The sequence below is a fragment of the Rhizobium sp. BK377 genome (assembly GCF_014193935.1).
GTDB lineage: Bacteria > Pseudomonadota > Alphaproteobacteria > Rhizobiales > Rhizobiaceae > Rhizobium.
Genome location: NZ_JACIAC010000003.1, coordinates 433,192 through 459,660, shown reverse-complemented (window position 1 = coordinate 459,660; position 26,469 = coordinate 433,192). Strand labels below are relative to the sequence as shown.

At 60.2% G+C, this 26,469-nt stretch carries 21 protein-coding genes and 2 pseudogenes; 13 read left to right on the top strand and 10 right to left on the bottom strand.

The annotated features are described in order from the left end of the window. Nucleotides 1–483 precede the first annotated feature (483 nt). Complete coding sequence (locus tag FHT92_RS16750; protein WP_183827222.1) at nucleotides 484–1,506, top strand: SAM-dependent methyltransferase; 1,023 nt, start codon at nucleotides 484–486, stop codon at nucleotides 1,504–1,506. A gap of 140 nt (nucleotides 1,507–1,646) precedes the next feature. Here FHT92_RS16750 and FHT92_RS16745 read toward each other — a convergent pair whose 3' ends face one another. From FHT92_RS16745 to FHT92_RS16730, 4 genes are all read right to left on the bottom strand, one after another. Next, nucleotides 1,647–2,402 carry an SDR family oxidoreductase gene (locus FHT92_RS16745; RefSeq protein ID WP_409527158.1) on the bottom strand — a complete coding sequence of 252 codons (756 nt, stop codon included), beginning with the start codon at nucleotides 2,400–2,402 and terminating at the stop codon, nucleotides 1,647–1,649. Further along, nucleotides 2,399–3,721 carry an FAD-binding oxidoreductase gene (locus tag FHT92_RS16740; protein ID WP_183827220.1) on the bottom strand — a complete coding sequence of 441 codons (1,323 nt, stop codon included), beginning with the start codon at nucleotides 3,719–3,721 and terminating at the stop codon, nucleotides 2,399–2,401. The genes FHT92_RS16745 and FHT92_RS16740 overlap by 4 nt, the downstream gene beginning before the upstream one ends. Before the next feature lie 3 nt (nucleotides 3,722–3,724). Continuing rightward, nucleotides 3,725–4,135 carry a GtrA family protein gene (locus tag FHT92_RS16735; protein ID WP_183827218.1) on the bottom strand — a complete coding sequence of 137 codons (411 nt, stop codon included), beginning with the start codon at nucleotides 4,133–4,135 and terminating at the stop codon, nucleotides 3,725–3,727. Between the two features lie 192 nt (nucleotides 4,136–4,327). Then, complete coding sequence (locus FHT92_RS16730) at nucleotides 4,328–5,752, bottom strand: UbiA family prenyltransferase (protein WP_183827216.1); 1,425 nt, start codon at nucleotides 5,750–5,752, stop codon at nucleotides 4,328–4,330. A 427-nt stretch (nucleotides 5,753–6,179) separates the two neighbouring features. Between FHT92_RS16730 and FHT92_RS16725 the strand changes: the two genes are divergently transcribed. Then, entirely contained in the window at nucleotides 6,180–8,324 is a 2,145-nt protein-coding gene (locus FHT92_RS16725; RefSeq protein WP_183827488.1) for a nitrous oxide reductase family maturation protein NosD, read from the top strand. A 111-nt stretch (nucleotides 8,325–8,435) separates the two neighbouring features. Here FHT92_RS16725 and FHT92_RS16720 read toward each other — a convergent pair. The 4 genes and pseudogenes from FHT92_RS16720 to FHT92_RS16705 all read right to left on the bottom strand — a co-directional run. Further along, nucleotides 8,436–8,623 (bottom strand): annotated as a pseudogene (locus FHT92_RS16720) (IS256 family transposase); the annotation flags it as partial. A 205-nt stretch (nucleotides 8,624–8,828) separates the two neighbouring features. Continuing rightward, nucleotides 8,829–10,088, bottom strand: a complete 1,260-nt coding sequence (locus tag FHT92_RS16715) for a hypothetical protein (protein ID WP_183827214.1) — start codon at nucleotides 10,086–10,088, stop codon at nucleotides 8,829–8,831. Further along, the gene (locus FHT92_RS16710; RefSeq protein WP_210278498.1) at nucleotides 10,085–10,843 is read right to left on the bottom strand and encodes a formylglycine-generating enzyme family protein; all 759 of its coding nucleotides are present in this window, start codon (nucleotides 10,841–10,843) and stop codon (nucleotides 10,085–10,087) included. Before FHT92_RS16710 ends, FHT92_RS16715 begins: the two co-directional genes overlap by 4 nt. A 400-nt stretch (nucleotides 10,844–11,243) precedes the next feature. Further along, the gene (locus FHT92_RS16705; RefSeq protein ID WP_183827485.1) at nucleotides 11,244–12,311 is read right to left on the bottom strand and encodes a cyclic nucleotide-gated ion channel; all 1,068 of its coding nucleotides are present in this window, start codon (nucleotides 12,309–12,311) and stop codon (nucleotides 11,244–11,246) included. 98 nt (nucleotides 12,312–12,409) lie between these two features. On the opposite strand from FHT92_RS16705, the pseudogene FHT92_RS29310 reads away from it, so the two are divergent. Then, nucleotides 12,410–12,608 (top strand): annotated as a pseudogene (locus FHT92_RS29310) (transcriptional regulator); the annotation flags it as partial. Here FHT92_RS29310 and FHT92_RS16700 read toward each other — a convergent pair. After that, nucleotides 12,605–13,174 (bottom strand): nucleoside 2-deoxyribosyltransferase, encoded by a 570-nt coding sequence (locus FHT92_RS16700; RefSeq protein ID WP_183827200.1) that lies wholly within the window; start codon nucleotides 13,172–13,174, stop codon nucleotides 12,605–12,607. The pseudogene FHT92_RS29310 and the gene FHT92_RS16700 overlap by 4 nt on opposite strands. 510 nt (nucleotides 13,175–13,684) lie before the next feature. Here FHT92_RS16700 and FHT92_RS16695 point away from each other — a divergent pair. After that, on the top strand, nucleotides 13,685–15,646 hold the full coding sequence (locus FHT92_RS16695) for an elongation factor G (protein ID WP_183827197.1): 1,962 nt from the start codon (nucleotides 13,685–13,687) through the stop codon (nucleotides 15,644–15,646). 243 nt (nucleotides 15,647–15,889) lie between these two features. Here FHT92_RS16695 and FHT92_RS16690 read toward each other — a convergent pair whose 3' ends face one another. Next, nucleotides 15,890–16,828: a sugar-binding transcriptional regulator gene (locus tag FHT92_RS16690; RefSeq protein WP_183827194.1), complete on the bottom strand. Its 939-nt coding sequence runs from the start codon at nucleotides 16,826–16,828 to the stop codon at nucleotides 15,890–15,892. Nucleotides 16,829–16,900: 72 nt separating this feature from the next. On the opposite strand from FHT92_RS16690, the gene FHT92_RS16685 reads away from it, so the two are divergent. The 9 genes from FHT92_RS16685 (at nucleotide 16,901) to FHT92_RS16645 (ending at nucleotide 26,467) form a co-directional block, all read left to right on the top strand. Next, on the top strand, nucleotides 16,901–17,599 hold the full coding sequence (locus tag FHT92_RS16685) for an HAD family hydrolase (RefSeq protein WP_183827191.1): 699 nt from the start codon (nucleotides 16,901–16,903) through the stop codon (nucleotides 17,597–17,599). Between the two features lie 166 nt (nucleotides 17,600–17,765). Further along, complete coding sequence (locus tag FHT92_RS16680; RefSeq protein ID WP_183827188.1) at nucleotides 17,766–19,400, top strand: ABC transporter substrate-binding protein; 1,635 nt, start codon at nucleotides 17,766–17,768, stop codon at nucleotides 19,398–19,400. Nucleotides 19,401–19,482: 82 nt separating this feature from the next. Then, nucleotides 19,483–20,499, top strand: coding sequence for an ABC transporter ATP-binding protein (locus tag FHT92_RS16675; RefSeq protein WP_183827185.1), 1,017 nt, complete (start codon nucleotides 19,483–19,485; stop codon nucleotides 20,497–20,499). Beyond that, entirely contained in the window at nucleotides 20,496–21,479 is a 984-nt protein-coding gene (locus FHT92_RS16670; RefSeq protein ID WP_183827182.1) for an ABC transporter ATP-binding protein, read from the top strand. Before FHT92_RS16675 ends, FHT92_RS16670 begins: the two co-directional genes overlap by 4 nt. Nucleotides 21,480–21,488: 9 nt before the next feature. Further along, nucleotides 21,489–22,418, top strand: a complete 930-nt coding sequence (locus FHT92_RS16665; RefSeq protein ID WP_183827180.1) for an ABC transporter permease — start codon at nucleotides 21,489–21,491, stop codon at nucleotides 22,416–22,418. Between the two features lie 11 nt (nucleotides 22,419–22,429). After that, a complete protein-coding gene (locus tag FHT92_RS16660) occupies nucleotides 22,430–23,308 on the top strand; it encodes an ABC transporter permease (RefSeq protein WP_183827176.1) in 879 nt (292 codons plus the stop codon). A gap of 30 nt (nucleotides 23,309–23,338) precedes the next feature. Then, nucleotides 23,339–24,079 (top strand): glycerophosphodiester phosphodiesterase family protein, encoded by a 741-nt coding sequence (locus FHT92_RS16655; RefSeq protein ID WP_183827173.1) that lies wholly within the window; start codon nucleotides 23,339–23,341, stop codon nucleotides 24,077–24,079. Nucleotides 24,080–24,686: 607 nt separating this feature from the next. Next, the gene (locus FHT92_RS16650) at nucleotides 24,687–25,109 is read left to right on the top strand and encodes a ParB N-terminal domain-containing protein (RefSeq protein WP_183827169.1); all 423 of its coding nucleotides are present in this window, start codon (nucleotides 24,687–24,689) and stop codon (nucleotides 25,107–25,109) included. Continuing rightward, entirely contained in the window at nucleotides 25,106–26,467 is a 1,362-nt protein-coding gene (locus FHT92_RS16645) for a Y4yA family PLP-dependent enzyme (protein WP_183827166.1), read from the top strand. Before FHT92_RS16650 ends, FHT92_RS16645 begins: the two co-directional genes overlap by 4 nt. The last annotated feature ends 2 nt before the right edge of the window (nucleotides 26,468–26,469 follow it).

Genomic DNA, 26,469 nt, shown 5'->3' with positions numbered 1-26,469 from the left:
GTTCGACGACGTCCGGTGTAGGGACAAGATCGCCCATAGGCGTCCGAACACGGCTGCCTGGTGATTGCCCCCTGTCTGTGCGGATGCGGCCCCACCCGGTTCCTCAGCCGCAAGACGGCATCGGCGAGGCGCCGGAGCGGGTGCTCGAGGCCATAGAGCAGACGCTCGATCAATAGTCAGACTTACAAAGGGGCGGCTTCGGGCGAAGCCGTATCGGATCATGCCACATTCGGATCGAGCACAAGCGATCGCGCCGCAGCAAATCATTCATGCCTCATCGGTCTGGAGGGCAGCTCAGAGCGTTTCATCCGGGCCGTGTTCGGCTACCTTACCACGGATGGCGGCCGGCAGGACGCGCTGGGATGTTGAGGCGAGGGCACCCGATAAGGTTAGAGCAGTGGGTATTGTAGAATATGAAAATATACAGATAATCTCTGCGGTTGTCGCTGCCAGACAAAGTTAATCGCGGCTCTGGGGGATCCCATGGAAACAATCGCCGAGGACGCCCATGCTGGCGTAGTGTCGCCCGAACTCGTGGTCGATGCGCTGTTTGCATGCCGAAAGACGGCAGCGATCAGGGCGGCCATCGAGCTTGATCTCTTCACTCACATCGGCGACGGCAAAACGGCAGCATTGCTGGCGTCGGCAACAGGCGCGTCGGAGCGCGGCGTGCGCATCCTGTGCAATTACCTCGTGGTACATGGTTTCCTGACAAAGGAGAACGAGCAGTACCGGATGACGCCCCCGACCAGAATGTTCCTCGATCGCAATTCGCCAGCCTATATGGGCTCTGCCGTCGAGTTCGTCGCCGCACCTGAAATTCTGGACAATTTTCTGCGCGATCCGGCCGCCGCCGTGCGAAACGGGGGTTCGATCGGGCTTGCGAACATGTCGCCAGACAATCCCGTCTGGTTGAAGTTTGCGCGCGGCATGGGCTCCTTTACCGGGCTCAGCGCCAAAATACTGGCCGGCGAAATCTCCGGCTGGCCGGTGCCTCCCCAAAGGGTTCTGGATATTGCAGCGGGTCCAGGTCTTTTCGGGATCGAAATTGCCAAGGCCCTTCCATCGGCAGAGATCGTCGCTGTCGACTGGGCTGCCGTGTTGGAGTTGTCACGTCAGAATGCGGAAAAGGCCGGCGTGGCTGATCGGTACCGGACGATTGCGGGCAGCGCCTTCGATGTGAACTGGGACACAGGGTATGATCTCGTCCTGCTCCCGAATTTTCTGCACCATTTCGATTTGCCGACATGTGCCCAATTGTTACGAAAGATCATTGCGAGCCTTGCGAAGGATGGTCGCGTCGTCGCCGTCGATTTCGTGCCGAACGAAGACGGCATCTCGCCGCCTTTTCCGGCGGCCTTCTCCTGGGAGATGCTCGCCGGTACGCCGGCAGGCCAAGCTTATACGCAAAGTGAGTTGTCTGAGATGGCAAGACTTGCAGGTCTTAAGAGCGTCAAGGTCAAACCAATGCCGCCAACGCCAGCAAGCCTTATTCTCTTTGAATAGCCGCTTGACCGTCGCCCGTGTCGCTTGGCCGACAAATGCTTAGTCGCTCCAATCCATGCCATGATCGTTGATGCGCAACCAAAATGGCTCCGCAATCTGTCGCTGGCCGATTCCCCCACGACTGCCTCGGGACAGAAGCGCTACAGACGAAGCTTTTTGAACAAGCCTTCCGGGATCGACCTGATGATCATCATAACCAGCCACCAAGCCGGCCGCACGTAGATGACATTTCTGCGCTTTTCCACGGCGGCGTAGATTGCTAAGGCGAGTTCTCGCGGCTCGGCGGTCAGAGCAGCCGGAAGCGCCATGCCCGCCGTCATTTTAGTCCTCACGAAGCCCGGTTTGACCGTCAAAACATGAACGCCCCTTGCGGCCAACCGGTTGCGCAGCCCGGAAAGAAAGGCGCTCAAACCAGCTTTGGCAGCGCCATAGACATAGTTGGAGGCGCGCCCGCGATCGCCCGCCACCGACGAGATACCGATGATCGTGCCCGAGCCGCGATCCTGAAATCGCGACGCCATCAATCCCAGCAGAAGACAAGGTCCTTCGAAGTTCGAGCGCATAACGAGCGTGGCATGATCGATGTGACGCTCCGCCAATGCTTGGTCACCCAGCAAACCGACCGCTAACAAGACGGCGTCTGGCAGCACAGGCAGACTATCGAGAAAAGGCGCAAAGCTTGCGGTGTCGAGAATGTCCAGCGCGACAGCGGTGATAACGCTACCCGGCACGCGTAACTCGAGATTGGCTGCTTCCGCTCGGGCAACAGGCAACTCTCTTCCGCTGATCGTAACGTTCCAACCCTTTTCAGCGAAAGTAAGCGCCGTCGCTTTAGCAATGTCGGACGTGCCGCCGACTACCAGCAGGGACTTTCTTTCAGGCAGCGCAAGGTTCAAAGTGATAGCCTTTGGGATTGAAGCGAAGAGAAGCTGGTTGCGGCACCCGAGCTGCGGCGCATTTCCCGAAAGGCGGCAAGACGCGGGTCGGCCGCCTCCAGCGTGGCACTGCTCATGCGTGCGTCCTTCGCGAGATAAAAACGGCCACCATAAGCGACAGTGATCGCGTCAAGCTGTTCCATCAGTGCAAGACTTGCCGCACTGACGGGGAAGTCGAGCGCCAGCGTGTATCCTTCCATCGGGAATGAAAAGCGGCTCTCCTGCGCGCCCATGCGCTTCAGCACGGCGAGAAATGATCCCTGGCCGGCGGCGGAAATCGCTCTCAGCAGTTCTGCGGTCCCTTCGCTGGCGGCCGAAAGCGGCAGCACGCATTGAAATTGTGCAAAGCCGCGCCGTCCGTAAATCCGGTTCCATCCGAGAATGGCATCCAGCGGGTAGAAATAACTGTCCCAGTCGGTCACGCTGTCGCCGGCGCTGCGCCGGCCTTTTGCGTAATAGACCGCATTGAAGGCGCGCACCGAAAAGCGGTTAAGGGTCAACTGGGGAGCGTCGAATGATATATGTCGTTGGCGCTTGATCTTCACCTGATAAGGATTAAGCCTCTGCCGATCGCTGAGCTCGTCGCGCCTGGCATGTTCGCCCAGGACAATGCACGAGCGGCCAAGCATATTCTTTGGTGCGAAGCAGTCGATCCAGGCCACGGAATAAGTCCAATCGGCAGACCGCTCGAATATATCGATCGCTTCGTCAAGGCAACGGGCGGGGATTGTGCGCTGTCTTATCCAGCCGCTTTCCACCGAGGTCAGCCGGATGGCCGCGCGCAGTATGACGCCTGTCAGACCCATACCGCCGATCGTGAAGGCAAAGAGATCGGGATTTTCAGTTCGCGAGCAACGCAGGACGCTGCCGTCAGCAACCATGAGGTCTATCCACTCAACGAAAGTCCCGAACGAGCCGTGCTTGTGGTGGTTCTTGCCGTGAACGTCGGCGGCAATCATGCCCCCTATCGTTACAAACTTCGTGCCAGGTGTCACCGATGGAAACCATCCGCGCGGCAGGAAGGCCAGGATGATATCGCCGAGAACAACGCCGGCCTCAACTGTCAGTACCCCGGTTGCAGGGTCGAACGCGATCATGCGGTTGAAGCCGGTCAGGTCGATTGTGTGCGCCTGATTGAGAGCGCTGTCGCCATATGCGCGCCCATTGCCGCGAGCGATACTCGGCCCGGAAAGAACGAGATTTCGCAACGACGGCTCATCGCGCGGAAAGCTGATACGGCAATCAGCCTTTGGAAAACGTCCCCAGCCAGAGATTTCCATCGATCACGCCTCCATACTGCGCGAGGCGAACACAAACTTGCGATCGAGATTGTACTTGATGCAATAACCTATTACGAGGCCGAGGACGGCGCCAAGTTCACGCGCCTCGGCGGTGCTCCATGTGAGCCAGAACGTGGTTTCGGTTGCCCAAAAGATTAGCGTAGTGGCGACACCTGTAAGTGTGTAGAGGCCGAATTTACGGCTTCCGTTCGCGACACCCGCCGTGTTGTCGAAGAAGATCCATCTCTTGTCCAAAACGTACTTGATGATCAGGCCCGTTGCGGTGCCGGCAAATATTGCCAGTGCGAAACCCAAGCCATCGCTCAAAACGGCAAGGACCGCGCGCTGCATCAATAGATTAGCCAGCGTGGCGGTAACGGCAAACAAAACGTAGCGGACGATCAGTTGGAACATCGGCCTAGGTCATCCAGAAAAGAGATCGTATTTTCGCCGACGGCGAATAGCTCGGTCCCGCGCATGGTGTTTTGGCCAGAGTTTCGGTCAACAATCAATCGCAACACCCTCGAACCTTTCAGCACGCCTTCTTTTTGAGGGACATTCTCCAGGACAACAGGGAAAAACTGGGCAGAGGTTTCAAGCATCGATCTACATAATGCCAGCAATAATCACGATCAGGATGAGTACGCCGCAATAGCGACTGACCCGATCCCTGACCGCAAAAACGATTGGATCGTCGTCCATAATACCGCGATGGGCCATCATGACCATGCGGCTGACCCAATAAAGCAGGATGAGGCAGATGCCCCAAAGACGGATCGGATGAGTGTAAAGCTCTCGGACCTCGGGGGAGTCCAAGTAAAGCGCCATAACCAATGCGGCGATATATCCGGAACTGAGAGCCATCATCGACACGATGAGCTGGTCATCGCCTTGGTAGCCTCGGCCGTTGGCCTTGCCTCGCCCGGAATTGACGACATCGACCAGTTCGCCCTGACGTTTGACCGCAGCGAGCGAAAAAAAGAGGAAGATCGAGAATGCCAGCAGCCATTCCGAGATCGGCAACCCGGTGGCAGCACTCCCAGCGAAAATGCGCAGCGAATAGAGGCCAGCCAACGCGCAGATATCCACGATCAGTTTGCGCTTCAGGTAAATCGAATAGAGCATGGTGGTGGCGTAGTATAGCGCCATGACCAACAAGAATTCCGCCCTCTGAACCAGTAGGCCGAACAGCAACCCAGACAACAGCAAACCGGGCACCATAAATGTTCCGTGCTGCAATGGGATCATGCCTGAGGCGAAGGGCCGGTTCCGCTTTCGCGGATGAAGCCGGTCAGAGGCAAGATCCAGCAGATCGTTCAGCACATAGACGCTGGACGCAACCAGGCTGAAGCAGATAAATGCAAAAAACGCATCCAGCCAACTATCGATTGATGCCTCATGGGCTGCAATCAGCGGCAGAAAGACCAGTATGTTCTTCGACCATTGATGCGGTCGAATGGCCTTGAGGTAGGCTCGGCTGCTGTGCTCTTGATCACAAAGATGCATGACCTCGCCGCTAAGCGAATGGACCCGGCCTCTTTCCTTCTGTGAGAGCCCTACAGTGATAGCTCGCCGCGCCGAATTCCATACCGGTATGTCGGCATGCGCATCGCCGATATAGTCGTAGTTGCCGGCACCATAGCGCTCCACGAGAAAGCCCGCCTTCGTGCTGCCTTTCAGATTGCGCATGCCGTCTGAGCCATAGACTTCATCGAAAAGCCCCAGATGATCGGCCGTTGCATTGGCGATGGACTGATCCGTGGCAGTCACAAGGACTGCCTTTCCACCTTGCTGACGCCAGTTTCTTATGTAGTCGACAACGTTGTCGTTATAGGCGAGCGCAGCCGGATCAATAGCGTTGTTTCGCGCCAAGCTTGCTTTGAATTGCGCTTTGCCGGCTGCGAGAGATCCGAGCACATGCAAGAGCTTCCAAAGATCCTTTGATGCGCAATCCCAGAAGGATTCGTAGAGAAGATCGCTTCTTATCAGGGTTTTGTCGAGATCTACGGCAAGTACAGGTAGATCATCCATTGTTGCGCTCTCCCCTGCGGAGCTGATCCCGAATAGTATCTTCGGGCATTCCGAAGAGATTCCGAGGCCAGTGTCTTGTGTTCAGCTTAGGGAGCCGCAGATTTAAGGGTAGATCGTTTATGGTTGGTGGCCCTAATCCCTTCGGCGAAGGGCGAACGGAAAGGGTTGAGCAAGACGACACGAATTTACGCTGCCGACGCGTGCGGCACGTTCGCAATGCTCCATTTGGATTACTTGCAATCCGGATGTCCCCGGATGAATCTCATTGAACCGTCAAGCACAACCAAAGATAGGGTTTCCCGGCGACTACCCTGCCTGTTTTTTTTGGTCAAGAACGTCGACGGAATTATTCAAAGAACAGCGAGCGGGTTGGCCAACAGTTGGCGAGCCAACGAATGATGAGCACGAGGACGGAGCTGCTAATCTCATGAAGCTGGGCGTTGCGCTGATCTCAGGTATTTTTATTGTTACCTTCTTTCCGCAATCGGGCAATACGAGCTCCGTATGGCCGGACGCCGATGCGCCTGACCGGTTGCAACAGACGATCAGAGAGGCGACTTGCGCGGAAGCTTCTGCGGCGACCATGTCGGCCAAACTGGACGGGACCTCCTTGAGCGGCCTCTTGACCAGCCCATCCGCACCTCGAACAACATTCCACGTATCTCCGGATGGCAACGACAATTGGAGCGGCCTCCTTCCCGCAGCTAACACACAGCGCAACGACGGTCCTTTCGCCAGCATCGAGCACGCTCGTGATGCAGCGCGTGAGAAGGGCGGCCCAAGCGTAATTGCAATGAGCAGTGGCGACTATTATCTCGCTCAACCAGTCGTCTTCGACGCTCGCGATGCGGGCTTGATCATAACGGCGAGATGCAACGGGACTCCGGTTTTACATGGCGGTCCGCTTGTGCAGAACTGGGCGTCACAAGCCAACGGGCGCTGGACGGCACCTCTGAAGTTGCCTTCAGGAGATGGAGTTGGAGACCTTTTCGTCGACGGCGCCCGCCAGACGAGTGCCCGCTTTCCCAACGTTCCCGTTGACGGAGATCCGCGCAAGGGATGGTTGTTCGCCGCCGAATGCGATCCGCCTATCGGCCCCTGGGCAGGCAACACACGCTTTTGCTTCCATCCGGGGGATCTTCCGGCTTTGGGAGATGTGACATCGCTGACCGTCGATATTGTCGGAGGATTTCAGCCCGGAAGCCAATGGGGGAACGATACGCTTCCGGTGGTCTCAATCGACGCCGAGAAGAGGACCATTGATACCAAGGGCACCAGTTATTTCTTTACCGCAGAAGGCAGCCGCTATTTCTTGAGCGGCACGGAAGCCTTGCTCGATGCCCCCGGGGAATGGTTGTACGATCCCACTATGGGTCAGCTCCGCTATATTACAGCGGATCGATCTTTCCCTGGCGCGGTCGTCGTTGCAGGTATCTTGCCGACTTTCTTCCGGCTTGCGGGAGCCGACGGGATGACTATCTCGGGGCTGGAGTTTCGTGATGGAGCTCCGCAGGGAAGCGGCAAACTGGGCACAGACACCAGAGGCTTTGGTGCCATCCGGCTCGAGGGAGCTAACCGTGTCAGGCTGCTAGGCAACGTCATCGAAAATATCGGCGTTGGTATTCACGTATCAGAAAGTCAGGATGTTTTGATTGCCGGCAATGCGATCGGCAATGTGGCCGGCAATGGAATTTACGTTGGCACGACCTATGGGAGTTTCGGCAAATCAAACGGTGCCAGAATCCTGTCGAACCATATCCATGATGTCGGGCAGGTATATTATGATACAGCCGGGGTATCTTTCCAAGCCACAGACAACATCCGGATCGCTAACAATCTGATCGAAAACGTTGCGCAGTTCGGGATCGGCGGTGGCTCTACCTGGGGTCCACAAGATGCCGTTCATGACGCGGTCATCGAACATAACGTCGTCCGCAATGCCAATCAGCGTACGTCAGATGGTGGTGCCATCAAGCTGATGGGCGAGCAGGGCGACCCACTGAATAGCATCATCCGCGAGAATCTTGTGACCGGAACAGGGCATCTGATGAACCGGGCCGACGGAACGTTTTGGCCGGCCGGATACGACAATATCGATGAATGGCCTACTCCTATCAGCTGGGCGATCTATACCGACGGTAAGGCCAGTGGGGTGCGCATCGAAGGAAATACTCTTTCAGGCAACGTATCAGCGATCGGGATCAATGGCGGCTGGAGCAATCTGGTGACAGGAAATGTCATCTCACATGGATCAGGCGTAGTTTTTCGTGTTGATGATGCGACGGGCCGAGGGTGGCACCCGCAATGGGCGCGCCCTAACCGCATCGAGGAGAATGTTGTATCGGTTGACAGTGACAGCGGCATCGTAGCAAGCGTCAACGCTCCCGATCATGGGCTTGGGTTTGTGCACTTCGCACGCAATCGTTACAGCGGCAACTTGAACGACAAGAGTTTCCGATTGAATTGGCGAATGACGCTGTGGGGGAATTCTGGCAACCTGAGCGATTTCCAGAACGCTGGGGTCGACACAGACAGCGTCGTCGTTCCCGCCGACAAGAAAGAGGACGAATGACGCCTCCGGCTGGCGTGTCGCCGTGATGGTTTTGAGCGCCAGTTCTGAACAAGCTCCCGTGGTGTAACTGGCCGCCGATTGTCGTGCTTGCCGGCATCGGCCGGAGGGATATCAGCGTGCCAGAGCGGGCAGGCTGATTTGAGGATCATCTTTCATTCGCGCCATGGTCTCAAGCGTCATGTACCTTGCGCGTTGAACTGGCCACTCGCCACTGTGTTCGAGCAGCAGTGCGCCAACGAGACGACCGATCGCTTCGTCGTTCACAGGATGCCGACAACCTCGGTGCGGCGCTTGATTTCGCGATACCGCGGCCTTGATGCCTTCATGAGCATCGAAGCGCCGCTTGAGCCGCAAAGTATCAGACAAATAAGCAGAGTTTCGAGCTAAGCCGGAATCCCTCTCCCCGTCTACGCAGCCAATAGGAAACATGCCCAGGGTCAGAAGCGCGGGCAACTGGTTGGCGGTTGCCGCAAGTGTTTCGCCGCCTGGCTTTTGAATGCCCCCCTACACAAACTCCGTCATATGCCTGACGGTCAGCGCGAAATAGCCCATGAAGACTATGAGCATAAGAGCATCGTGACGGAGGCTTTTTTGCTGCGTTCGCGCCATTCCGAGGCACAAGAAAAGCAAAACGGCAACCTCCGAGTAACGTTGCCAACTGAACCTTTGCGCCGCTTGACCTGCAAAATAGCAGGCAAACAAGGATAGTTCCGGGCTGAGCCGGAATCCATCTCTCCGTCCACGCCGCCAATAGGCAAATGCAACGACCATACCCAAGGTCAGGAGCGGAAGGGTCAAAAGGGGGCGACCATAGATCGTCGGCAGGTGCGCTGCCACGGTCCACACGACCGAATACGGCCTGGAGCCACCATCTTCCGGGATAAGGAGCCACAGCGCGAGAGAAATCACTGCGATGGCAATGATCTCACGTGTCCGGGCGGGCACGTCGCCGGCGAGGTCCTCTTTGCGCAGAAAAAGCCAGCCGAAGACGCCGAGAAGCGCCAACCCATGCAAGAGCGGTCCAAACGAGAATCCGGTGTGCATCTCTCGCCACTCCGGAGGCGTCGGTCCACCCCAATGTATCACAAGGCTCGCGGCAACCAGCAAGGACGGCGCCAGCGTCAGTATAGCTAAACCAACCATCCGCCATGTGACGATGCGAGGCCATTGTTCGGCGACAGCCATGAGTCCGAAGGCACCGGCTGCACTGAGGAAGTTTTGCCGTGCGATTGTGGATATTGCGCCCGCGATGCCAAACGCAATTGGCCGGCGCGGGTAAAGGGCGAGCGAATAAGCCATTGCGAAGAAACCAGCCATCGAAAGGCTTTCACTTACGGGATGCAGGGCGGGCGTCCAGAAATAGCTCGACGAAACGAGCGGGAAGCCGATCACTAAGGCCCGAAGCGGAGAAGCACCACTGGATCGCAATGCCGCATAGAAGAAGAGAAGTGAGATTGTCGTCAAGATGGCGGGCCCGAATGTGGACTGCCAGCTGGTCTGATCAAGTGCTTCTGCCCCGGTTAGCCATGCAAGGATAGCCATGAGCCAATGAAATCCAGGACCGGTCGCCGACCACGCGGGGTAAGTCCACTGGATGCCCCATTCTATGAACCAATTGATCTGCGGTAAATGATATAGTTCGGCATCGAGCGCACCCCAATGTGTCGGATCGAGATCTGAAGAAAACGCGGCGACAGCTATCGCATAGGCGAAGAGAAGAGTTGGAACGACATATCTGTCACGGTTCAGGCCGAGGGTTCTCATGGCGTATCCGGATCTAGCGCTACACGGAAGCCGACATCAGGCCTGCGGGCGCCGGGGGTCAGCTTGTAACGTGCGCTCGCTCGGGCAAAACCTGAAGGAAGCAAATAAGAGCCACCTCGCACCACGCGCACCCTGCAATCCGCCGGGTCTTGCGCCGAGCCGTCCCGCGGCGCGCGATCATAGGCGCCATAGCAATCCTGCACCCACTCCCATACATTGCCGTAGAGGTCGTAAAAGCCTTCCGGTGTTGGTTTGAACCTGCTCACTGGCGCGGCGGATTCGAAAGTATCTGCGCCCCCGACCGCCGGGCGGCAGCAGGACTCGTCGCCGAAGTTGCCGAAAGCCGGATCGGCATCATCGCCCCACCAGAAACGTGATTGTGTACCTGCGCGGGCGATCAGTTCCCACTCTGCTTCGGACATGAGACGATAGCGGTCGCCGGTCTGCGCGCTCAACCACGCGGTATAGGACTGCGCATCGCGCCAGGACACACCAGTTACCGGATAGTCGTCGCCTTGCGCTTTGAAAAGCGGTGCCCGACAGACCCCGGCGCGAACACATGCGTCATACTGTCGGGACGTGATCTCGCTTTGCGAGGCCGAGAAGGCTCTGATGTCAACGACGCGGTTGCCGTGCTCGTCGGGGGCCGACCAATTATCGTGATCGCCGCCCATCTCGAATTTGCCGGCCGGCACGAGCACCATATCCGGTGCCGGCTCGAACGAACCAGCCGACGAACTGCCGGATGCAAGCATCGAAAGCGCTAAAACAAGCCAACCCACTGAGCGCAAAACTATACCACCGCCAGCCAAACCAACGTTACGCTGCAAAATTGTAGAACATTCCGCTTTTGTTAGGCGAGGGCCATATGTTGGGATCCGGGTTCGCCTCTTATGACGAGGGGCTAATTCTAAAGGACGGTTTGACACAAGCGAATTGAGCGACGTTTTGAAGGCGCGTGCTTTTCCGAGGGCTGCGTAAAGCGTCGAGCCTGATTGGAAGGCCAGGACCGCCGATGGATGCGAAGATGTGCAGCCATTCCAAGCTGACCCGGCAAGGCTCGGCCGACCGCGACTATCTCCCAGCACGACGACCGCGGCGGGCGCAGTTATCCTGCGCTATGAGCCGGTCAAGGAGTACCCTCGCCGGCTAGGATTATTCCTTCGGCGGCCCGCCCCGCCGCTCCAGCGCCGTCTTGCGGATGGTCTCGGCGATCTCCGGACTACTGCTCGACAACATCTGGAAATCCACGGCGTAGAGCGACAGCAGCGATACCTCGGTTGCTGCGCTGACCGTCGCTGAGCGCGGTTCGCCGCTGATCAGCGCCATCTCGCCGAAGAAGTTTCCGGCACCGAGTTCCACTGGATGATCGGGTGTCGCCACGGTGACCCGTCCCTCGACGATGAAGAACATCTGATCGCCAGCATCACCCTTGCGGCAGATCACGCCACCTGCGGGAACAATGCGCGGTCGCAACGCCCGTACGATCTCGACCAGTGCAGCGGAACCAAGCTTCTGGAACAGAGGTACGGCAGCGACCAATTGCCAGTTGCGAACGAAGTCTCGGCGGCGAACCTCTTCGTAGAAGCCGGTGGCGAGGATGCCGGCCCAAAGTGCAAAAATACCGATCCCGCTCATCATCACCAATCCGGCTAGAACTCGGCCTGCAAGGCTCTGCGGAATCTCGTCACCGTAGCCGGTCGTCGACAGCGTCACGACCGCCCACCACATCGCCTGCGGAATGCTGCCGAACTTATCGGGCTGGACGTCTCGCTCGAGGATATAACCGGCCAACGCAGCGCCAAAAAGAACGATGCCGAACACCGATGTCACCCCAAGCAGATTGCGCGATTCATTCGCGACCACCCTTGCCAGCAGCCTGAAAAAGGTCGAGTCGCGCAACGGCTTGAGAAGCCAAATGGCGCAATAGAGGTTTCGATCACGGGAGCCAACGAACAAGAACGCAGCAGCCGGAACCAGAACCGCCAGCAAATCAATCACGAGGGCCGGCATCCCGCCCGACAAGCCATGTCGCCGTGAAAGCAATGTGCCCGTCAATTGGAGGACATAGGCCAGCCAAATTGCCGCAAGGAGCAGCTCAAAGACAAGCCTCTCCTGTCCAGTAAGGCCCTCGGTCGTCAGCGCGGCAACGACCAAGAGACCAATTGTAACCAATAGCGCGTTGAGCGGCGTCGAAATCTTTGAGAAAGGCACTGCCGACATTACAGACTCCCAACCGCCTGGCATTCGTCGACAATAGATACCTTCGGGCCACACGCAAGGGAACGGGAACTGACGCAATGTGTCTTCGCGTCAAAGATTTGGGCTTTGCGCCAAAATGGGTCGAGGGGTCCGCCGAACCGGCCCTCGAGCTAAAGGCGGTGCGGGGCATCGATTTCCGGATCGGGCTTGGGCGTTGCCTGGAAAAAGAAAGACCCGATCGCCCCGCGTGATGACGTCGTCGACATTTGCCTTATCCCTCGCATGATCGGGAGGGTGAGGGACGCGGTACCTCCCTAGCGCAGCTTCTCAACGGCGACCGCAAGACACGTCTTGAACGCGGCAAGGTCCGTATAGAGCGCATCCCGCGGCGCGTCTCCGATGATGAGGACGCCACCGCGCCGCTCAATCCCGGCGTGCAGCATGAGATTGTCAGCAAGGCCAAAATCCTCGACCGCAATTCCGTTCGGGTCTCGCAGTCGACCTTCAGCATCATACGCGACAGTCCCGCCATAGAGATCGCTCACTCGCCCGCTGTGATCGCGGGCCACATTCGTGTAGGCGAATACAGGCTTACCACTTGCGCACATAAAACCGAGTTCGAAGGCCGTCCCCGTATCGGCGGCAATGCCGCGAAACGGCGTCAGATTGGCGATGATCGCATCAGCCTCGATCATCATCTTCTCGTCCACTGCGTTTATCGCCGCGGCCCGCTCGCGCTTCGAGTTTGTATGCGGGATTTCCAGATCGCCGGGCGAAAGCGGGAAAAGTCCCGCCTCACGGGCAAGCGCTGCTTTCTGGTCGAGGATCTCACGGGCGTTCGGAAGGAAGACCTCGGGACCGGCCAGATAAACTTTTTTTGTCATAAATTGCACCTGAAACGAATGGGTTCGACAACCAAAATACCTTCCTCGCTGTACAGCGAAGAGGGATCACAATCCAGTGGGCGAAAGCCGCCCACCCAGCGCGGCCACCTATTAGCGCAACGCCGCGCGGCTGGCCATCATGTGGCGTAGGCAGCGCAGTCGTGACGTTAAGCTTGCGCTGCTTCCGGATGCCGATCCTTCTCCTCCTGCTTAGCGGCGACCGGGAGGTTCGTTGTTATCAGCCGTCTCTTGCGTGGTATCGATAAACGCAACGCGCTTGCCGTCAAGCTGGCGCGGCAGCGCGCAAGTTCACGCCTAATTACCTGTGGAAGTAGCTTCAGAGTCTCTGGATGGATCGTTTTGGATGCGTCTGCAGCCCTGCTGGCAATTCGAGAAGAGCTCCTGTCGCAGTCAAAGCGTTGTGAAACCGAACACCTCTGGCGCCTTGCAGCGGTTCAGGGCATCCTATGATGGCTGAAAATTGTGTTTATGGCAGTTGGAGGAATGCCGATGCGCTGCTTTACCGTGCTTGGACCCTCGCAGACCGGAAAATCGACAGTCGTCGAAAAGCTCGGCTCCCTGGAGGGGGCGCCGAGAAAATCCATGTCCCCTTATGGATTGACCCTCACAGAATTCACCTTTGGAAACGAGGCGTGGTGTGCGCTGGATGCGCCAGGACCCAACGAAGCATTGGTGCATGCACAGCACGCGCTTCTTGCCAGCGACGCCTGTATCCTGTGCGTTTCATCGGCACCCGACGAGGCTGTGCTCGCCGCGCCCTATCTGCGAATAGTCGAAGCCTCCGGGACGCCGTGCATCCTCTTCGTCAACCGAATGGACGAACCGGGAGGGCGGCTGAGGGACGTGATCGCCGCGCTTCAAGACTACGCCAACCATACGCTTTTGCTTCGCCAGATCCCGATCCGCGAGGGAGAAAGGATCATAGGCAGTTGCGATCTGATTTCGGAACGGGCGTGGCGCTACCGGGAAGGCCAGACTTCGGCGCTGATCGCAATCCCCGAAAACACCGCCGAGCGCGAGCACGAAGCGCGCAACGAACTCCTGGAACACCTGTCCGAATTCGATGATTGGCTTCTCGAGGAACTGGTCGAAGATCGCGAGCCCCCCAGCGACGCGCTCTATGCCATTTCATCGCGGGTTCTCAGGGAAAACAGGATTGTTCCGGTTCTGATCGGTGCCGCAAGTCACGGCAACGGCATGATGAGGCTGATGAAGGCGCTGCGCCACGAGGCGCCGGCGGTAGGCTTTCTTCGACAGCGCCTGGCTCGTGCGGGCAACGTCGATGAAAACAAGCTGACCGCCGTGGCCTTCCATGCCTATCATCGTCAGAATATCGGCAAGACGGTGTTGGTGCGTGCGTTTGGTGAGGGACTGCGGCAAGGCGCATTACTGGGCGGCTCCAACCTCGGCGCCGTCCAGGATCCCGCAAACGGACGGCCGAACTCGGCGATCGTGCCTGCACCGGGGGATGTCTTAGCAACGGTCAAGTCCGACCACTTGCCCGTCCCGGCGCTATTGACATCAAACGCGACGGTCGCCCCGCCCGAATGGACCGAGCCACCTACGCCGATGCTTGAAAGGATCCTGGTCCCGGGCAGCGAACGCGATGAAAACAAGCTCTCCGAAACGCTGGCAAAACTTGCCGAGACGGATCGCGGTCTTGTCGTCTCGCAGGAGGAAGGCACTGGCGCCCAGCTCGTCCGCGCCCAGGGTCCGGTACATCTGCGCGATCTCTGCCGAACCCTGTCCGACGTCTTCCACATCGACGTAACCGATCGAACGCCCAGCCCGATCTACCGCGAGACAATCGCGAAGCCCTCCGAGGTTCACTATCGGCATCGCAAACAGACCGGCGGTGCCGGACAATTCGCGGATGTGAAGCTGAGCATTCGCCCCAACGAGCGCGGCCGGGGCTTTACCTTCAACGAAACCGTCAAGGGTGGCGTCGTCCCGCGCAACTACATCCCTGCCGTCGAAGCAGGCGCGCGCGAAGCGATGGAGAAAGGGCCGCTCGGCTTCCAGGTCATCGATGTCGGCGTAACTCTGTTCGATGGTCAGCACCATGCCGTCGACAGTTCGGAACACGCCTTCAGGACTGCGTCGAAAATGGGAGTGCGACAGGCGCTTTCCGAAGGGTCGGCCGTTTTGATGCAGCCGGTCTTCCGCAGCGAAATTCACATTCCGTCGATCTATTCCGGCAGCCTCGTCCAGATCGTCTCCGCTCTCAAGGGTCAGGTTCTCGGCTTCGACCGGGATGAAACCGCTAAGGGATGGGACATCTTCCGGGCACTTGTTCCCGGCAGCGCACTTGACGATCTGGCGCGGGCGCTACGCTCGGCGACGCAGGGCATTGGTTACTTCTCCAAGACCTTCGATCACTTCGAGGAGCTGTACGGCAAGGAAGCGGACGCCGTCGTGAGGGCACACGGGGAACCAGCCGTCGCACACTGAAACGTTCGCGCCACGTCATGCTGGTTCGCAGAATGGGGCTCATGTCGTTTGGCAGTTGACCGAGTTCTTCCTCACTTTGTGGGGCGGTGGTAACATTCGTGGCCTCAGCAGTCCCGCACCTGCCCGACCATATATTGCGCGCTTGAGGGTCTTGAGGCGGGTGATCTGGCATTCGGCCTATCGAGCCGCTATTTGTCTGCCACCCCCAAGCCAGTTGCTATCCTCCTGCGGGCGCACCTCGCGTCATCCGCCCGCCAGCAACACCCTGGCGCTCTCCTCATCCGTCACCAGCGCGGTCGCTAGGCCGGCCCGCATGGTCGCGCTGAGGATGGCGTGTTTGTGGGGGCCGCCGGAGGCGATGATGCGGCAGGGGATCTTGCGGTAGTCGGTAAGATCGGGGGCCAGCACCTGGGCGTTCAGCGGATGGGCGACGGGGCGGCCCTCGGCGTCGATATAGCGGCCGAGCAGGTCGCCGACGGCGCCGACGGCGATGAGATCGCTGACATTGGTTCCGGCCGGCAGGCCGTAGCGTACCTGCAGGGATTGCCGTGTCACGTCGCCGACGCTCAGGAAGGAAATATCCACCTCGCAGGTCTGCCGGAAGATCCGCTCGAAAACCGATTGCGAGATGATGGCCTCGCGCGAATGCGGGCTCTCGGCATAGATCGGTGCCGCGAAGTAATGGCATTGCGCCTTCAGGACTTGCGCGAAGGCGCGCACGATCTCGAATGTGTTGATCTCCGAACCGCGCGTCAGCCCGCCCATCATCGAGCGCACCTCGATGTCAGGCTCGCTTGCCGGCGTCATGTGGGTGACGGTTTCCTTCAGCGTCGCGCCCCAGCCGACGCCGATCGAGCGGGGCCTGCGGGCCTGGATCAGCCGGTCCAGATAGGCGGCCGCACCACGGCCGAGCGCCTGATGCAGCAGGTGCGGATCGGCAGGGGTCGGAACGACGATCGCCGCTTCCAGGCCGAAACGCTCCTGCAGGCGCGATTCGAGTTCCATGCCGCCGGCAAGCGGCGAGGCGAAGCTCACCCTGACGATGCCTTCCTCCAGGGCGGCGGCCAGAAATTCGTTCACCCTGCGACGGGTCAGGTGCATGCGCTCGGCGATCTGCGCCTGGGTCAATCCCTCCACGTGGTAGAGCCAGGCCGCCCGGATTTTCAGTTCATGTGATTCCATAAATCCCCGTCAAAATATGTTGGCGTTACAAATTTCACATTGGTGTAACATATGTAACGTAATGCGCTTGGCATGACGATAGAACTTCTGATCTTCGATTGCGATGGCGTATTGATCGACAGCGAGCCGGCCGCCAGCGGCACGCTGGCGCAGGCCCTGCAGCGCGCCGGTATTCCCTTGAGCGATGCCGAAGTTCACCGCCGCTTCACCGGTCTTTCGGGGGAGGCGGGCCGTCGCCTCTGCAGGGAGGAACTCGGCCTTGCCGATCCGGAGCCGATCTTTGCCGATGCCAAAAGTGCGCTCTACGAGGAGTTTTCCCGTTCGCTGCAGCCGATGGCCGGCATGGAAAAGCTGGTACGGGATCTCAAGCAGCGCAAATGCGTCGCCTCCAACAGCGACATGGAGAGGCTGCGCCGCAGCCTCGGTCTTTTCGACCTCTGGGCGGAATTTTCCCCGCATATCTACAGCGCCGAGATGGTGGCGAGGCCGAAGCCCGCGCCGGATCTCTTCCTGCTCTGCGCCGAAAATCTCGATGTGGCGCCGCACCGTTGCCTGGTGATCGATGACAGCGCGCTCGGGATCGCGGGTGCGGTTGCGGCCGGCATGGCGGTGATCGGCTTCGTCGATCCGGCCGATCCGCGCAGCGGACGGCACGAGGCGCTGAAGGCGGCCGGGGCTCTCCAAACAGTCGAGGGGGCAGGGGAACTAGCGAAAGCGCTCGAAACTTTGCTGACGCCTGCAAGGAATCCGGCGGTGGAGATCGCTGGCTAATCTCGCGCGGGGGATGCCTTCGCGCGCTGGAATGGCTCTTCGCGGCACCCGCGAAGGGCGGCTGTAACTGAAACTTCATGAAGCCGTCAATCGGGCGACATGGAGATGATCCTAAGAACCAGGGCCGCGAGCCGGGGGCCGTCGGCCAAGACACAAGGAGTTTCCGATGCTTTCGATCAATCGACGCGACGCGCTCGGCCTTCTCGGCGCCACCGCCGGCACGCTCATTCTGCCGCGCATGGCCTTCAGCCAGGCCAAGCGTCCGTCCATCACCATCGCGGTGCAGAAGATCACCAACAACAATTCGCTCGATGTCTATCACGAGCAGTCCAACGTCGGCGAGCGCATCTTCTATCCCAACCTCTGGGAAGGTCTGATCCTGCGCGACTGGATGGGCAACCAGGGCCCGGTTCCGGGTCTTGCGACCGAATGGAAGCGCATCGACGACAAGACGCTCGAACTGAAGCTGCGCCAGGGCGTCAAGTTCCACAACGGCGATGAAATGACTGCCGAAGATGTCGCTTTCTCCTTCTCCAAGGAGCGCGTGTTCGGCAACACGGAGCCTGCCGGCGGCAAGACCATCTTCGAATCCGATCACAAGCCTGCCACCGCCAAGGAACTGCCGGCGACCGTGCCCGGCGTCGGCCGCCGCCTGTGGCCGGCGCTCGCCGGTATCGAAATCGTCGACAAGTACACCGTGCGTCTGCACAACACGACGCCTGACGTGACGCTGGAAGGCCGCCTCTATTCCGGCGGCAGCCAGATCACCAACCGCCGCGCCTGGGACGAGGCCGCAAGCTTCACCGAATGGTCGCGCAAGCCGATCACGACCGGCCCCTATATGGTCGGCGAATACAAGCCGGACGTTTCGCTGACGCTCGTCGCCTTCGACGAATATTGGGGCGGCCGCCCGCCGCTCGAGCAGATCCGCTTCGTGGAAGTTCCTGAGGTCGCCTCGCGCGTCAACGGCCTCTTGTCCGGCGAATACGACTTCGCCTGCGACCTGCCGCCGGATCAGATCGCCGCCGTCCAGGCCGCTCCCGGCTATGAAGTCCAGAACTCGACGATCTGGAACCACCGCGTCTCGGTCTTCAACACGCAGAACCCGATCCTTGCCAACCCGCTCGTGCGCCGCGCCATGACGCATGCCATCGACCGCCAGGCGATCGTCGATGCGCTGTGGGCCGGCAAGACGGTCATCCCGGCCGGCCTGCAATTCGAATCCTTCCGCAACAGCGACATGTTCATCGATGGCTGGGCGCCCCCGGCCTTCGACCAGAAGCTCGCCAAGGATCTTCTGAAGCAGGCCAATTACAAGGGCGATGCGATCCCCTACCGCCTGCTCAACAATTACTACACGAACCAGACGGCCAACGGCCAGATCATGGTCGAGATGTGGAAGCAGGTCGGCCTCAATGTCAAGATCGAGATGAAGGAGAACTGGGCGCAGATCCACGATCCCCAGGGCATCAAGGGCGTGCGCGACTGGTCGGCTGGCAACTCGATCAACGACCCGATCACGCCGATGGTCGTGCAGTTCGGTCCGAACGGCGAAGTGCAGCAGAAGAAGGACTGGACGAACGCGGAGATGAACAAGCTCGCCGTCGTCATGGAAACCTCCACCGACCGGGCGCAGCGCAAGAAGGCCATCGCCCGCATGCTGGAAATCGCCGAGCGCGAAGACCCGGTCTATCAGGTCCTGCACCAGAACGCCGTCTTCACCGGCATGAAGTCGTCGCTGAAGTGGAAGGCCGCGCCGGCTTTTGCCATGGACTTCCGCGCCACCAACTGGTCGATCTGATCGGCCCGTCACTCCGGTCTCCGGCGGCTGAAGGCCTGCCGGAGATCCTCTTTTTAGTGCAAGCAAAGAGCGGGGATGAAAGATGGGCGCGACCGACTCCAATCTCGTGGAACTGCGTAACCTCAAGGTCGCCTTCGACGGCGTGCAGGTTCTCCACGGCATCGATCTCGACGTCGCCAGAGGCGAGGCGCTCGGCCTCGTCGGCGAATCCGGCTGCGGCAAGTCGGTCACCTGGCTTGCGGCGCTCGGCCTGCTGCCGGGCAAGGCCAGCGTTACCGGCTCGGTGCGGCTGGAAGGCAACGAGCTCGTCGGCGGATCGCGCACAGCGCTCGAAAGCGTGCGCGGCAGCCGCATCGCCATGATCTTTCAGGATCCGTCCAGCTCGCTCAATCCGGTGCTGCGCATCGGCCGGCAGATATCCGAGGCGCTGTCGGTCCACCGCGGCCTGCGCGGCGAGGCGGCAAAGGCCGAGGCGCTACGGCTGATCGACATGGTCGGCATTCCCGATGCGCGCCGCCGCTTCGATCTCTACCCGCATGAGTTTTCCGGCGGCCAGTGCCAGCGCCTGATGATTGCCATGGCGCTTGCCGGCCAGCCCGATCTGCTGATTGCCGACGAACCGACCACCGCGCTCGATGCGACGATCCAGGCGCAGATCCTCGATCTCTTGATCCGCCTGCGCGCCGAAACCGGCATGGCGACCGTCTTCATCAGCCACGATCTCGGCGCCGTCAGCCAGGTCTGCGAGCGCGTCTGCGTCATGTATGCCGGGCGCATCGTCGAGGAGGGCAGTGTCGAACAGCTCTTCTCCGAGCCGCGCCACCCCTATACGCGCGGCCTGTTCGACGCCATTCCGCGCCTTGACGGCGGTCGCGAACGGCTGATCCCCATTCCCGGCACCGTTCCCAATCCGAAGGATCTGCTGGAGGGCTGTTCGTTTTCGCCGCGCTGTTCGCGCGCGGTGGAAGCCTGCCGCAACGAGCGCCCGCCGCTCGTTTCCCTCGATGGCGGCCGCAAGCTCGCCTGCACGCGGCCGGTACCGGTCGCTGCCGCCGCCGAGACCCTGACGTCCCGTATTGCCGAAGGCCTGCTGCAATGACGCCGCTCATCGAAGCCCGTGATCTTGTCCGCATCTATCAGATCCGTCGCGGCCTCTTCGGCCGCCCGACACCGGTGCGCGCCGTCAACGGCGTTTCGCTCCAGGTCATGCCGGGCGAAACGCTTGGCATCGTCGGCGAATCCGGTTCCGGCAAATCGACGCTCGGGCGCATGCTGCTCGGCATCGACGACGCGCAGGAAGGCAGCATCCGCTTCCAGGGGCAGCCGATGCCGGCGCGCCATACCGCGGAATGGCGGGCATTGCGCGCCAGGATGCAGCTCGTCTTCCAGGACCCGCTCGCAGCGCTCGACCGCCGCGTGACGATTGGAAACCAGATCGCCGAACCGCTGGATATTCACAGGCTCATCCCGAGAGAGCACCAGGGCGCGCGCGTCACGGAGCTGATGAGGGCCGTCGGCCTGCGCCCCGACCAAGCTGATCGTTATCCTCACGAGCTTTCGGGCGGCCAGCGCCAGCGTGTGGTGATCGCCCGGGCGCTTGCGTCCCGGCCGAAGCTTATCGTCTGCGACGAGCCGGTTTCGGCGCTCGATGTCTCCATCCAGGCGCAGGTCGTCAACATGATGCGCGACCTGCAGGAGCAAAATGGCATCGCCATGGTCTTCATCAGCCATGACCTGAAGGTGGTGCGCAACATCGCCGACCGCGTCGCGGTCATGTATCTCGGCCGCATCGTCGAGGAGGCCTCCTCCGACGCGATCTTCCGCGCGCCGCAACATCCCTACTCGAAAGCGCTGGTGTCCAGCGTGCCGGTTCCCGGCAAGCCGCTCGAAGGCCGCGTCATCCTGCAGGGCGAGCCGCCGAACCCGGCGAGCCGCCCCTCCGGCTGCGCCTTCCACCCGCGCTGTCCGTTGGCGCGGAACGTCTGCCGTTCCGTCGTGCCGGATCTCCTCGATATCGGCGAGGGCCGCACCGCCGCCTGCCATGTCGTGGCGGGCGAAACCACGCCGGTCGCGGCATAGGAGGCTTCCATGATCCGTTTCGTACTCGTGCGCCTGTTCCGTGCTGTCCTGACCATCATGGCGGTGGTCACCTTCGCCTTCGTCGTGCTGCGCATGTCGGGCGATCCTGCGATGGTGATGCTCGGGCCCGATGTGCCGCAGGAGGCGGTCGATGCCTTCCGCAAGGCATGGGGCCTCGACCAGCCGCTCTGGATTCAATATCTCGCCTATCTCAAGTCGATCTTCACGGGCGATTTCGGCGTCTCGATGCGCGATAAGGCGTCCGCACTCAACCTGGTGCTGGAACGCGTGCCGGCGACGCTGCAATTGACCATCCCGGCGCTCATACTCAAGCTCATCTTCGGCATTCCCTCCGGCGTCTATGCGGCGCTGCACCGGCAGAGTTTCTCCGACCGCGGCGTCATCCTGCTTGCCGTCCTCGGCTTCACCATTCCCTCCTTCGTCATGGGTCTGCTGCTCGTGCTGATCTTCTCGGTCATCCTTGGCTGGCTGCCCTCGGGTGGGCAGGATACCTGGATGCACGGCATATTGCCGACGCTGACCATGAGCATCGGCGGCATCGGCATCCTCGCCCGTTTCTCGCGCAGCGCCATGATCGAGGTGATGGGCCAGCCCTATATCCGCACCGCCTCGGCCAAGGGGCTGGCATGGCGCGACGTGGTCTGGAATCATGCATTGCCCAATGCGGCGGTGCCGATCGTCACCATCGTCGGCTTCATGGTCGGCTCGCTGATAGCAGGCGCCGTCGTGGTCGAATCGATCTTTTCCTGGCCCGGCATTGGCCGCCTGCTGGTGGTCTCTGTCACCAATCGCGACCTCGCGGTCGTGCAATGCATCCTGTTGATCATCGCCGTCGCCATGGTCGTGTCGAACTTCGTGGTCGACCTGCTCTACGGCTGGCTCGATCCGCGCCTTCGCTCGCATGCGGCCGGACATTGAGGAGAAAGCCGATGGCAACTGTCGATCTCGCTGGTACGCCGGCTTCCGGAAAGCCGAACCGCCTCGTCTCCTTCCTGCGCCGCAATGTACCGCTGTCGGTGGCGTTCGGCCTGCTGTGGCTTGCGGTCATGGTGCTGACCGCGGTTTTTGCCGATTACCTCCGCCCGTTCAACATCACCGCCATGGACTTAAGCAGCCGGCTTTCGGTGCCGGGCGGGCTCAAGCATCTGCTCGGCACCGACGAACTCGGCCGCGACGTGCTTTCGCGCCTCATCCAGTCGATCCGCGTGTCGCTCGTCATCGCCTTCGGTGCGACGATCCTCTCGGCCGTCTTCGGCACGCTGCTCGGGTTCCTGGCGGCGCGGTTCCGCGGCTTCGTGGAGCATCTGGTGCTAATGCTTGCCGATTTCCAGGCCGCACTTCCCTTCCTCATCATGTCGCTGGCGGTGCTGGCCTTCTTCGGTTCCTCCATGCTGCTGCTCGTCTGCCTCATGGGTTTCTACGGCTGGGAACGTTATGCGCGCATTGCCCGCGGCCTTGCGATTTCCGCCGGCGCCCAGGGCTATGCGGCGGCGGTGGTGCAGCTCGGTGCGACACCTTCGCGCGTCTACCTGCATCATATCTTGCCGAACGTCGCCTCGACGCTGATCGTTTCCATGACCCTCACTTTCCCCGAAATCATCCTGATGGAAAGCGGGCTCTCCTTCCTTGGTCTCGGCGTGCAGCCGCCGGAAACCAGCCTCGGCAACATGGTGGGCTTCGGGCGCGAATATCTGACGCGCGCGCCCTGGATCATGCTGGCGCCCGCCGCCGTCATCATGCTGACGACGCTTTCGATCTCGCTTGTCGGCGATTGGCTGCGCGACAAGCTCGACCCGACGATCCGCTAATACCGTGAAGCAATTGTTGAAGGATATTTCATGACGCTTATCACCGGCCACCGCGGCGCCCGCAACCTTTGGCCCGAAAACTCGCTCACCGGCTTCCGCAACGCCATCACCCTCGACCTCGACGCCATCGAATTCGACGTCCACCTGACGCGCTCGGGCGAACTCGTCGTCATCCACGACGCGACGCTGGAACGCACCGCCGAGGGCTCTGGCCCGGTACAGGACCTGTCGGCCGAAGCTCGCAAGGGGATCCTGCTGAAAGGCACGGACGAGGTCATTCCGACGCTTGGCGAAGTGCTCGAAGTTCTCGCCCCGAGGGGCATCGACCTCCATGTCGAGATCAAGATCGACGAGACCGGCAAGCCCTATCCCGACATCGCCGCGCGCGTCGCAGCAGAGCTTTCCCGCTTTGGTGTCGGGGAACGCTCCTATCTGACCTCCTTCGATACATCGGTGCTGGAGGAGTGCCGCCGTCATGTGCCCGAGGTTTCGCGCCTCGTCTCCGTCAATGCCGCCTGGGCCGAGAAACAGGGCGGGCTTGCCGCCTTCCTCGACCGCGTGGATGGACTGGTGGAGATCGTCGCCATCCATCACGAGCTGATGGAGGCGGAATGGGACCTGATCCGCAGCCGGCTGCCGATGGAGCGGCTCTGCGTCTGGACCCTCAACGACGAGCTCGGCATCCGCCACTGGCTGGAGCGCGGCATCGGCAGCCTGACTTCGGACAGTCCGGATCTCGCCCTGAAACTGCGCGCCGGCCTCGCCGCCTGAGCTGTCGCCTTGCCAGGCGTCGGCAGGATCATCCAGATCGACGATCAGCGCAGTGAAGTCTCCGATCCGCTGCGCCAGCGGGAAGTGATATCGCTGAATTTTGCGAGAGGCTGGTCGCCACAGAGGAGAGCTGCAGCGACATCGACTGCGTTGGCAAAGTAAATAACAGGGGCGGCGGTTCGTATCCCTTCAACTGCAAAGGGACGAGGGACGAGTCCCACGCCATACTCCGTCCTGCCATGGATCCTCGAGCGGTCTGCTTGTTGCGCGAGCAGCGTTCCTGGCGAAGGCGGCCTGATGAGCGCTCTCCGGACACCGTGGGATCAAGCCATCGGCTCAGGCGCTGTTCCAGGATGACGACCTAAGGTCGTGACATGGCGCGGTGTCCCGCACTGGCTTCCATCGTAAGGCAACCGAAAAAGCCGGTGCAGTCCGCGCGTTGATGCCTCGTAGGGCTCCGCTCTCAGAAGAAATTGGCAGGCAAAATAAAAACCCCTCGTTGACAGGTTTGTCACGATCGCGTTAAGGGTGCGATATAACATGAGTACAAACATCAAGTTTTCGACACAATTTTGGTCAAATGAGACAACGAAAGGTGGCTGAAAGCATGAAAATCCGTTTTCTATCCCCGCATAAGTTGATTCCAACCGAGGAGACCGACGCACGGAGGGTCGATGAACTTCATGGCCTCATTTCCGCGGCCGGTTGCTGGACAGTGCCGATCACGGTGGAGAAGGACGCGCTTTTCGTGATGGACGGACATCACCGTTTGGAGGTGGCGTTCCGGCTTGGACTGCATGCTGTTCCAACCGTTCTCCTCGACTATAGGAGCGTACGCGTCGAAGCCTGGAGGGCCGGTGAGACGATCACGCCAGCCGACATTTACGACATGGCCCGCAACCGACAAAAATTTCCGATCAAAACCACCCGCCACATTTTTCTGGATGATCTCCCGGCGTGCGATGTGAAGCTTGACGATCTTCGACAGTGGTACGAGCCACTCGATAATCCGGAGAGGCTCGCTGGATGACCTCCCACATCATCCCGGTCACGGGGACGGAACTGTCTCCAATTCTCTCTCCTCTTGCTGCCGACATTCTGACCGCGAGCGTGTCTCTGCTCCGATGGGTCGAAGAATACGGGTCTCCGCTTCACCTCGTGCTTCCGCCGGAGCTCAACGCGAATGTCGAAGCTCTGCGCCGCGTTCTCGACGATCGGGAAGTTGCACACGCGATCTACTATGGTTCGAAAGTCAACAAATCCTCAGGCCTGATGCAGGCCGCACTCGGGGCAGGCGCAGGCATCGACGTGTCGAGTGTTTACGAGCTTCGTGATGCCGTAAAACTCGGGGCTCAGGGCAGCGACATTGTGGCGACCGGTCCCGCGAAGACGGCGCAGTTTCACGACGAACTCGTCCGCATCGGGGCTCTGATCTGCGTGGACAGTCCGGAGGAACTGACCGACATATCGATGCGCCTACCAAACGATGGGGTCAAGCAGCCTGTCCTTTTGCGACTGCAGCCGAAAGGGCATGAGAAAAGCCGTTTTGGCATGGCAGCCGACAAGGTGCGAGCGTGCCTGTCGCGCGTCGCCGCCGATGATCGTTTTCGATTCGACGGCATACATTTCCATTTGAGCGGATACCGCTGGCAAGATCGGGCGGTTGCGTTTGAGGAGGCTGTCAAGCTGGTGGAGGAAGCACGCGCGATCGGACTTTCTCCCAAAATGATCGATATCGGCGGCGGCCTGCCGGTTCAATATGTGTCTGAGGCGGCATGGGAAGAACATCTGCAGCGACAAAGCGCCGATGATTTCCGGACGGGCAATGTTCCGGCTTCCTTCTATCCCTACGGCGGTCCGCAATCTGCGGCGGCGTGGCTTGCCTGCTTTTTGGGCGCGCCGCTGTCGTCGGGCCAGACGATCGATGACTATCTCAGGCGGCACGAACTGACGCTCGCGATGGAGCCGGGACGGTCCCTCGTCGACCAGGCGGCGATTTCAGCTTTCCGTATCACGCGCGTGAAGGATCTCGGCAACGGAAATGGTGTGATTTTCGTCGAAGGCAGCAGTTTCAGCGCCTGCGAGACCTGGTTTGCTTCCGAATTCATGGTGGATCCGATCCTGCTGCGCCAGAACGACCGGGCGCGCGCGGGCGAGCCCTTCCGGGCCTACATAGCGGGACATAGCTGCCTCGATGAAGACGTCCTGAGCAATCGCTGGCTTGGCTTTCCCCAGGTTCCCGAGGCCGGAGACCTTCTCGTCTGGGCCAATACCGGCGGCTATCAGATGGATCTCCTCGAAAACGAGTTTCATCGCCACCCGATGCCCAAGCGGTTGTGCGTAACAAAGAGCGCAGCCGGTGACCTGTCGATCTATCCCGATAACTAGGA

Coding starts and splice junctions, on each gene's coding strand:
- FHT92_RS16750 (WP_183827222.1), top strand. CDS start 484: ATGGAAACAATCGCCGAGGACGCCCATGCTGGCGTAGTGTCGCCCGAA.
- FHT92_RS16740 (WP_183827220.1), bottom strand. CDS start 3,721: ATGGAAATCTCTGGCTGGGGACGTTTTCCAAAGGCTGATTGCCGTATC.
- FHT92_RS16735 (WP_183827218.1), bottom strand. CDS start 4,135: ATGTTCCAACTGATCGTCCGCTACGTTTTGTTTGCCGTTACCGCCACG.
- FHT92_RS16730 (WP_183827216.1), bottom strand. CDS start 5,752: ATGGATGATCTACCTGTACTTGCCGTAGATCTCGACAAAACCCTGATA.
- FHT92_RS16725 (WP_183827488.1), top strand. CDS start 6,180: ATGAAGCTGGGCGTTGCGCTGATCTCAGGTATTTTTATTGTTACCTTC.
- FHT92_RS16715 (WP_183827214.1), bottom strand. CDS start 10,088: ATGAGAACCCTCGGCCTGAACCGTGACAGATATGTCGTTCCAACTCTT.
- FHT92_RS16710 (WP_210278498.1), bottom strand. CDS start 10,843: ATGCTTGCATCCGGCAGTTCGTCGGCTGGTTCGTTCGAGCCGGCACCG.
- FHT92_RS16705 (WP_183827485.1), bottom strand. CDS start 12,311: ATGTCGGCAGTGCCTTTCTCAAAGATTTCGACGCCGCTCAACGCGCTA.
- FHT92_RS16700 (WP_183827200.1), bottom strand. CDS start 13,174: ATGACAAAAAAAGTTTATCTGGCCGGTCCCGAGGTCTTCCTTCCGAAC.
- FHT92_RS16695 (WP_183827197.1), top strand. CDS start 13,685: ATGCGCTGCTTTACCGTGCTTGGACCCTCGCAGACCGGAAAATCGACA.
- FHT92_RS16690 (WP_183827194.1), bottom strand. CDS start 16,828: ATGGAATCACATGAACTGAAAATCCGGGCGGCCTGGCTCTACCACGTG.
- FHT92_RS16685 (WP_183827191.1), top strand. CDS start 16,901: ATGACGATAGAACTTCTGATCTTCGATTGCGATGGCGTATTGATCGAC.
- FHT92_RS16680 (WP_183827188.1), top strand. CDS start 17,766: ATGCTTTCGATCAATCGACGCGACGCGCTCGGCCTTCTCGGCGCCACC.
- FHT92_RS16675 (WP_183827185.1), top strand. CDS start 19,483: ATGGGCGCGACCGACTCCAATCTCGTGGAACTGCGTAACCTCAAGGTC.
- FHT92_RS16670 (WP_183827182.1), top strand. CDS start 20,496: ATGACGCCGCTCATCGAAGCCCGTGATCTTGTCCGCATCTATCAGATC.
- FHT92_RS16665 (WP_183827180.1), top strand. CDS start 21,489: ATGATCCGTTTCGTACTCGTGCGCCTGTTCCGTGCTGTCCTGACCATC.
- FHT92_RS16660 (WP_183827176.1), top strand. CDS start 22,430: ATGGCAACTGTCGATCTCGCTGGTACGCCGGCTTCCGGAAAGCCGAAC.
- FHT92_RS16655 (WP_183827173.1), top strand. CDS start 23,339: ATGACGCTTATCACCGGCCACCGCGGCGCCCGCAACCTTTGGCCCGAA.
- FHT92_RS16650 (WP_183827169.1), top strand. CDS start 24,687: ATGAAAATCCGTTTTCTATCCCCGCATAAGTTGATTCCAACCGAGGAG.
- FHT92_RS16645 (WP_183827166.1), top strand. CDS start 25,106: ATGACCTCCCACATCATCCCGGTCACGGGGACGGAACTGTCTCCAATT.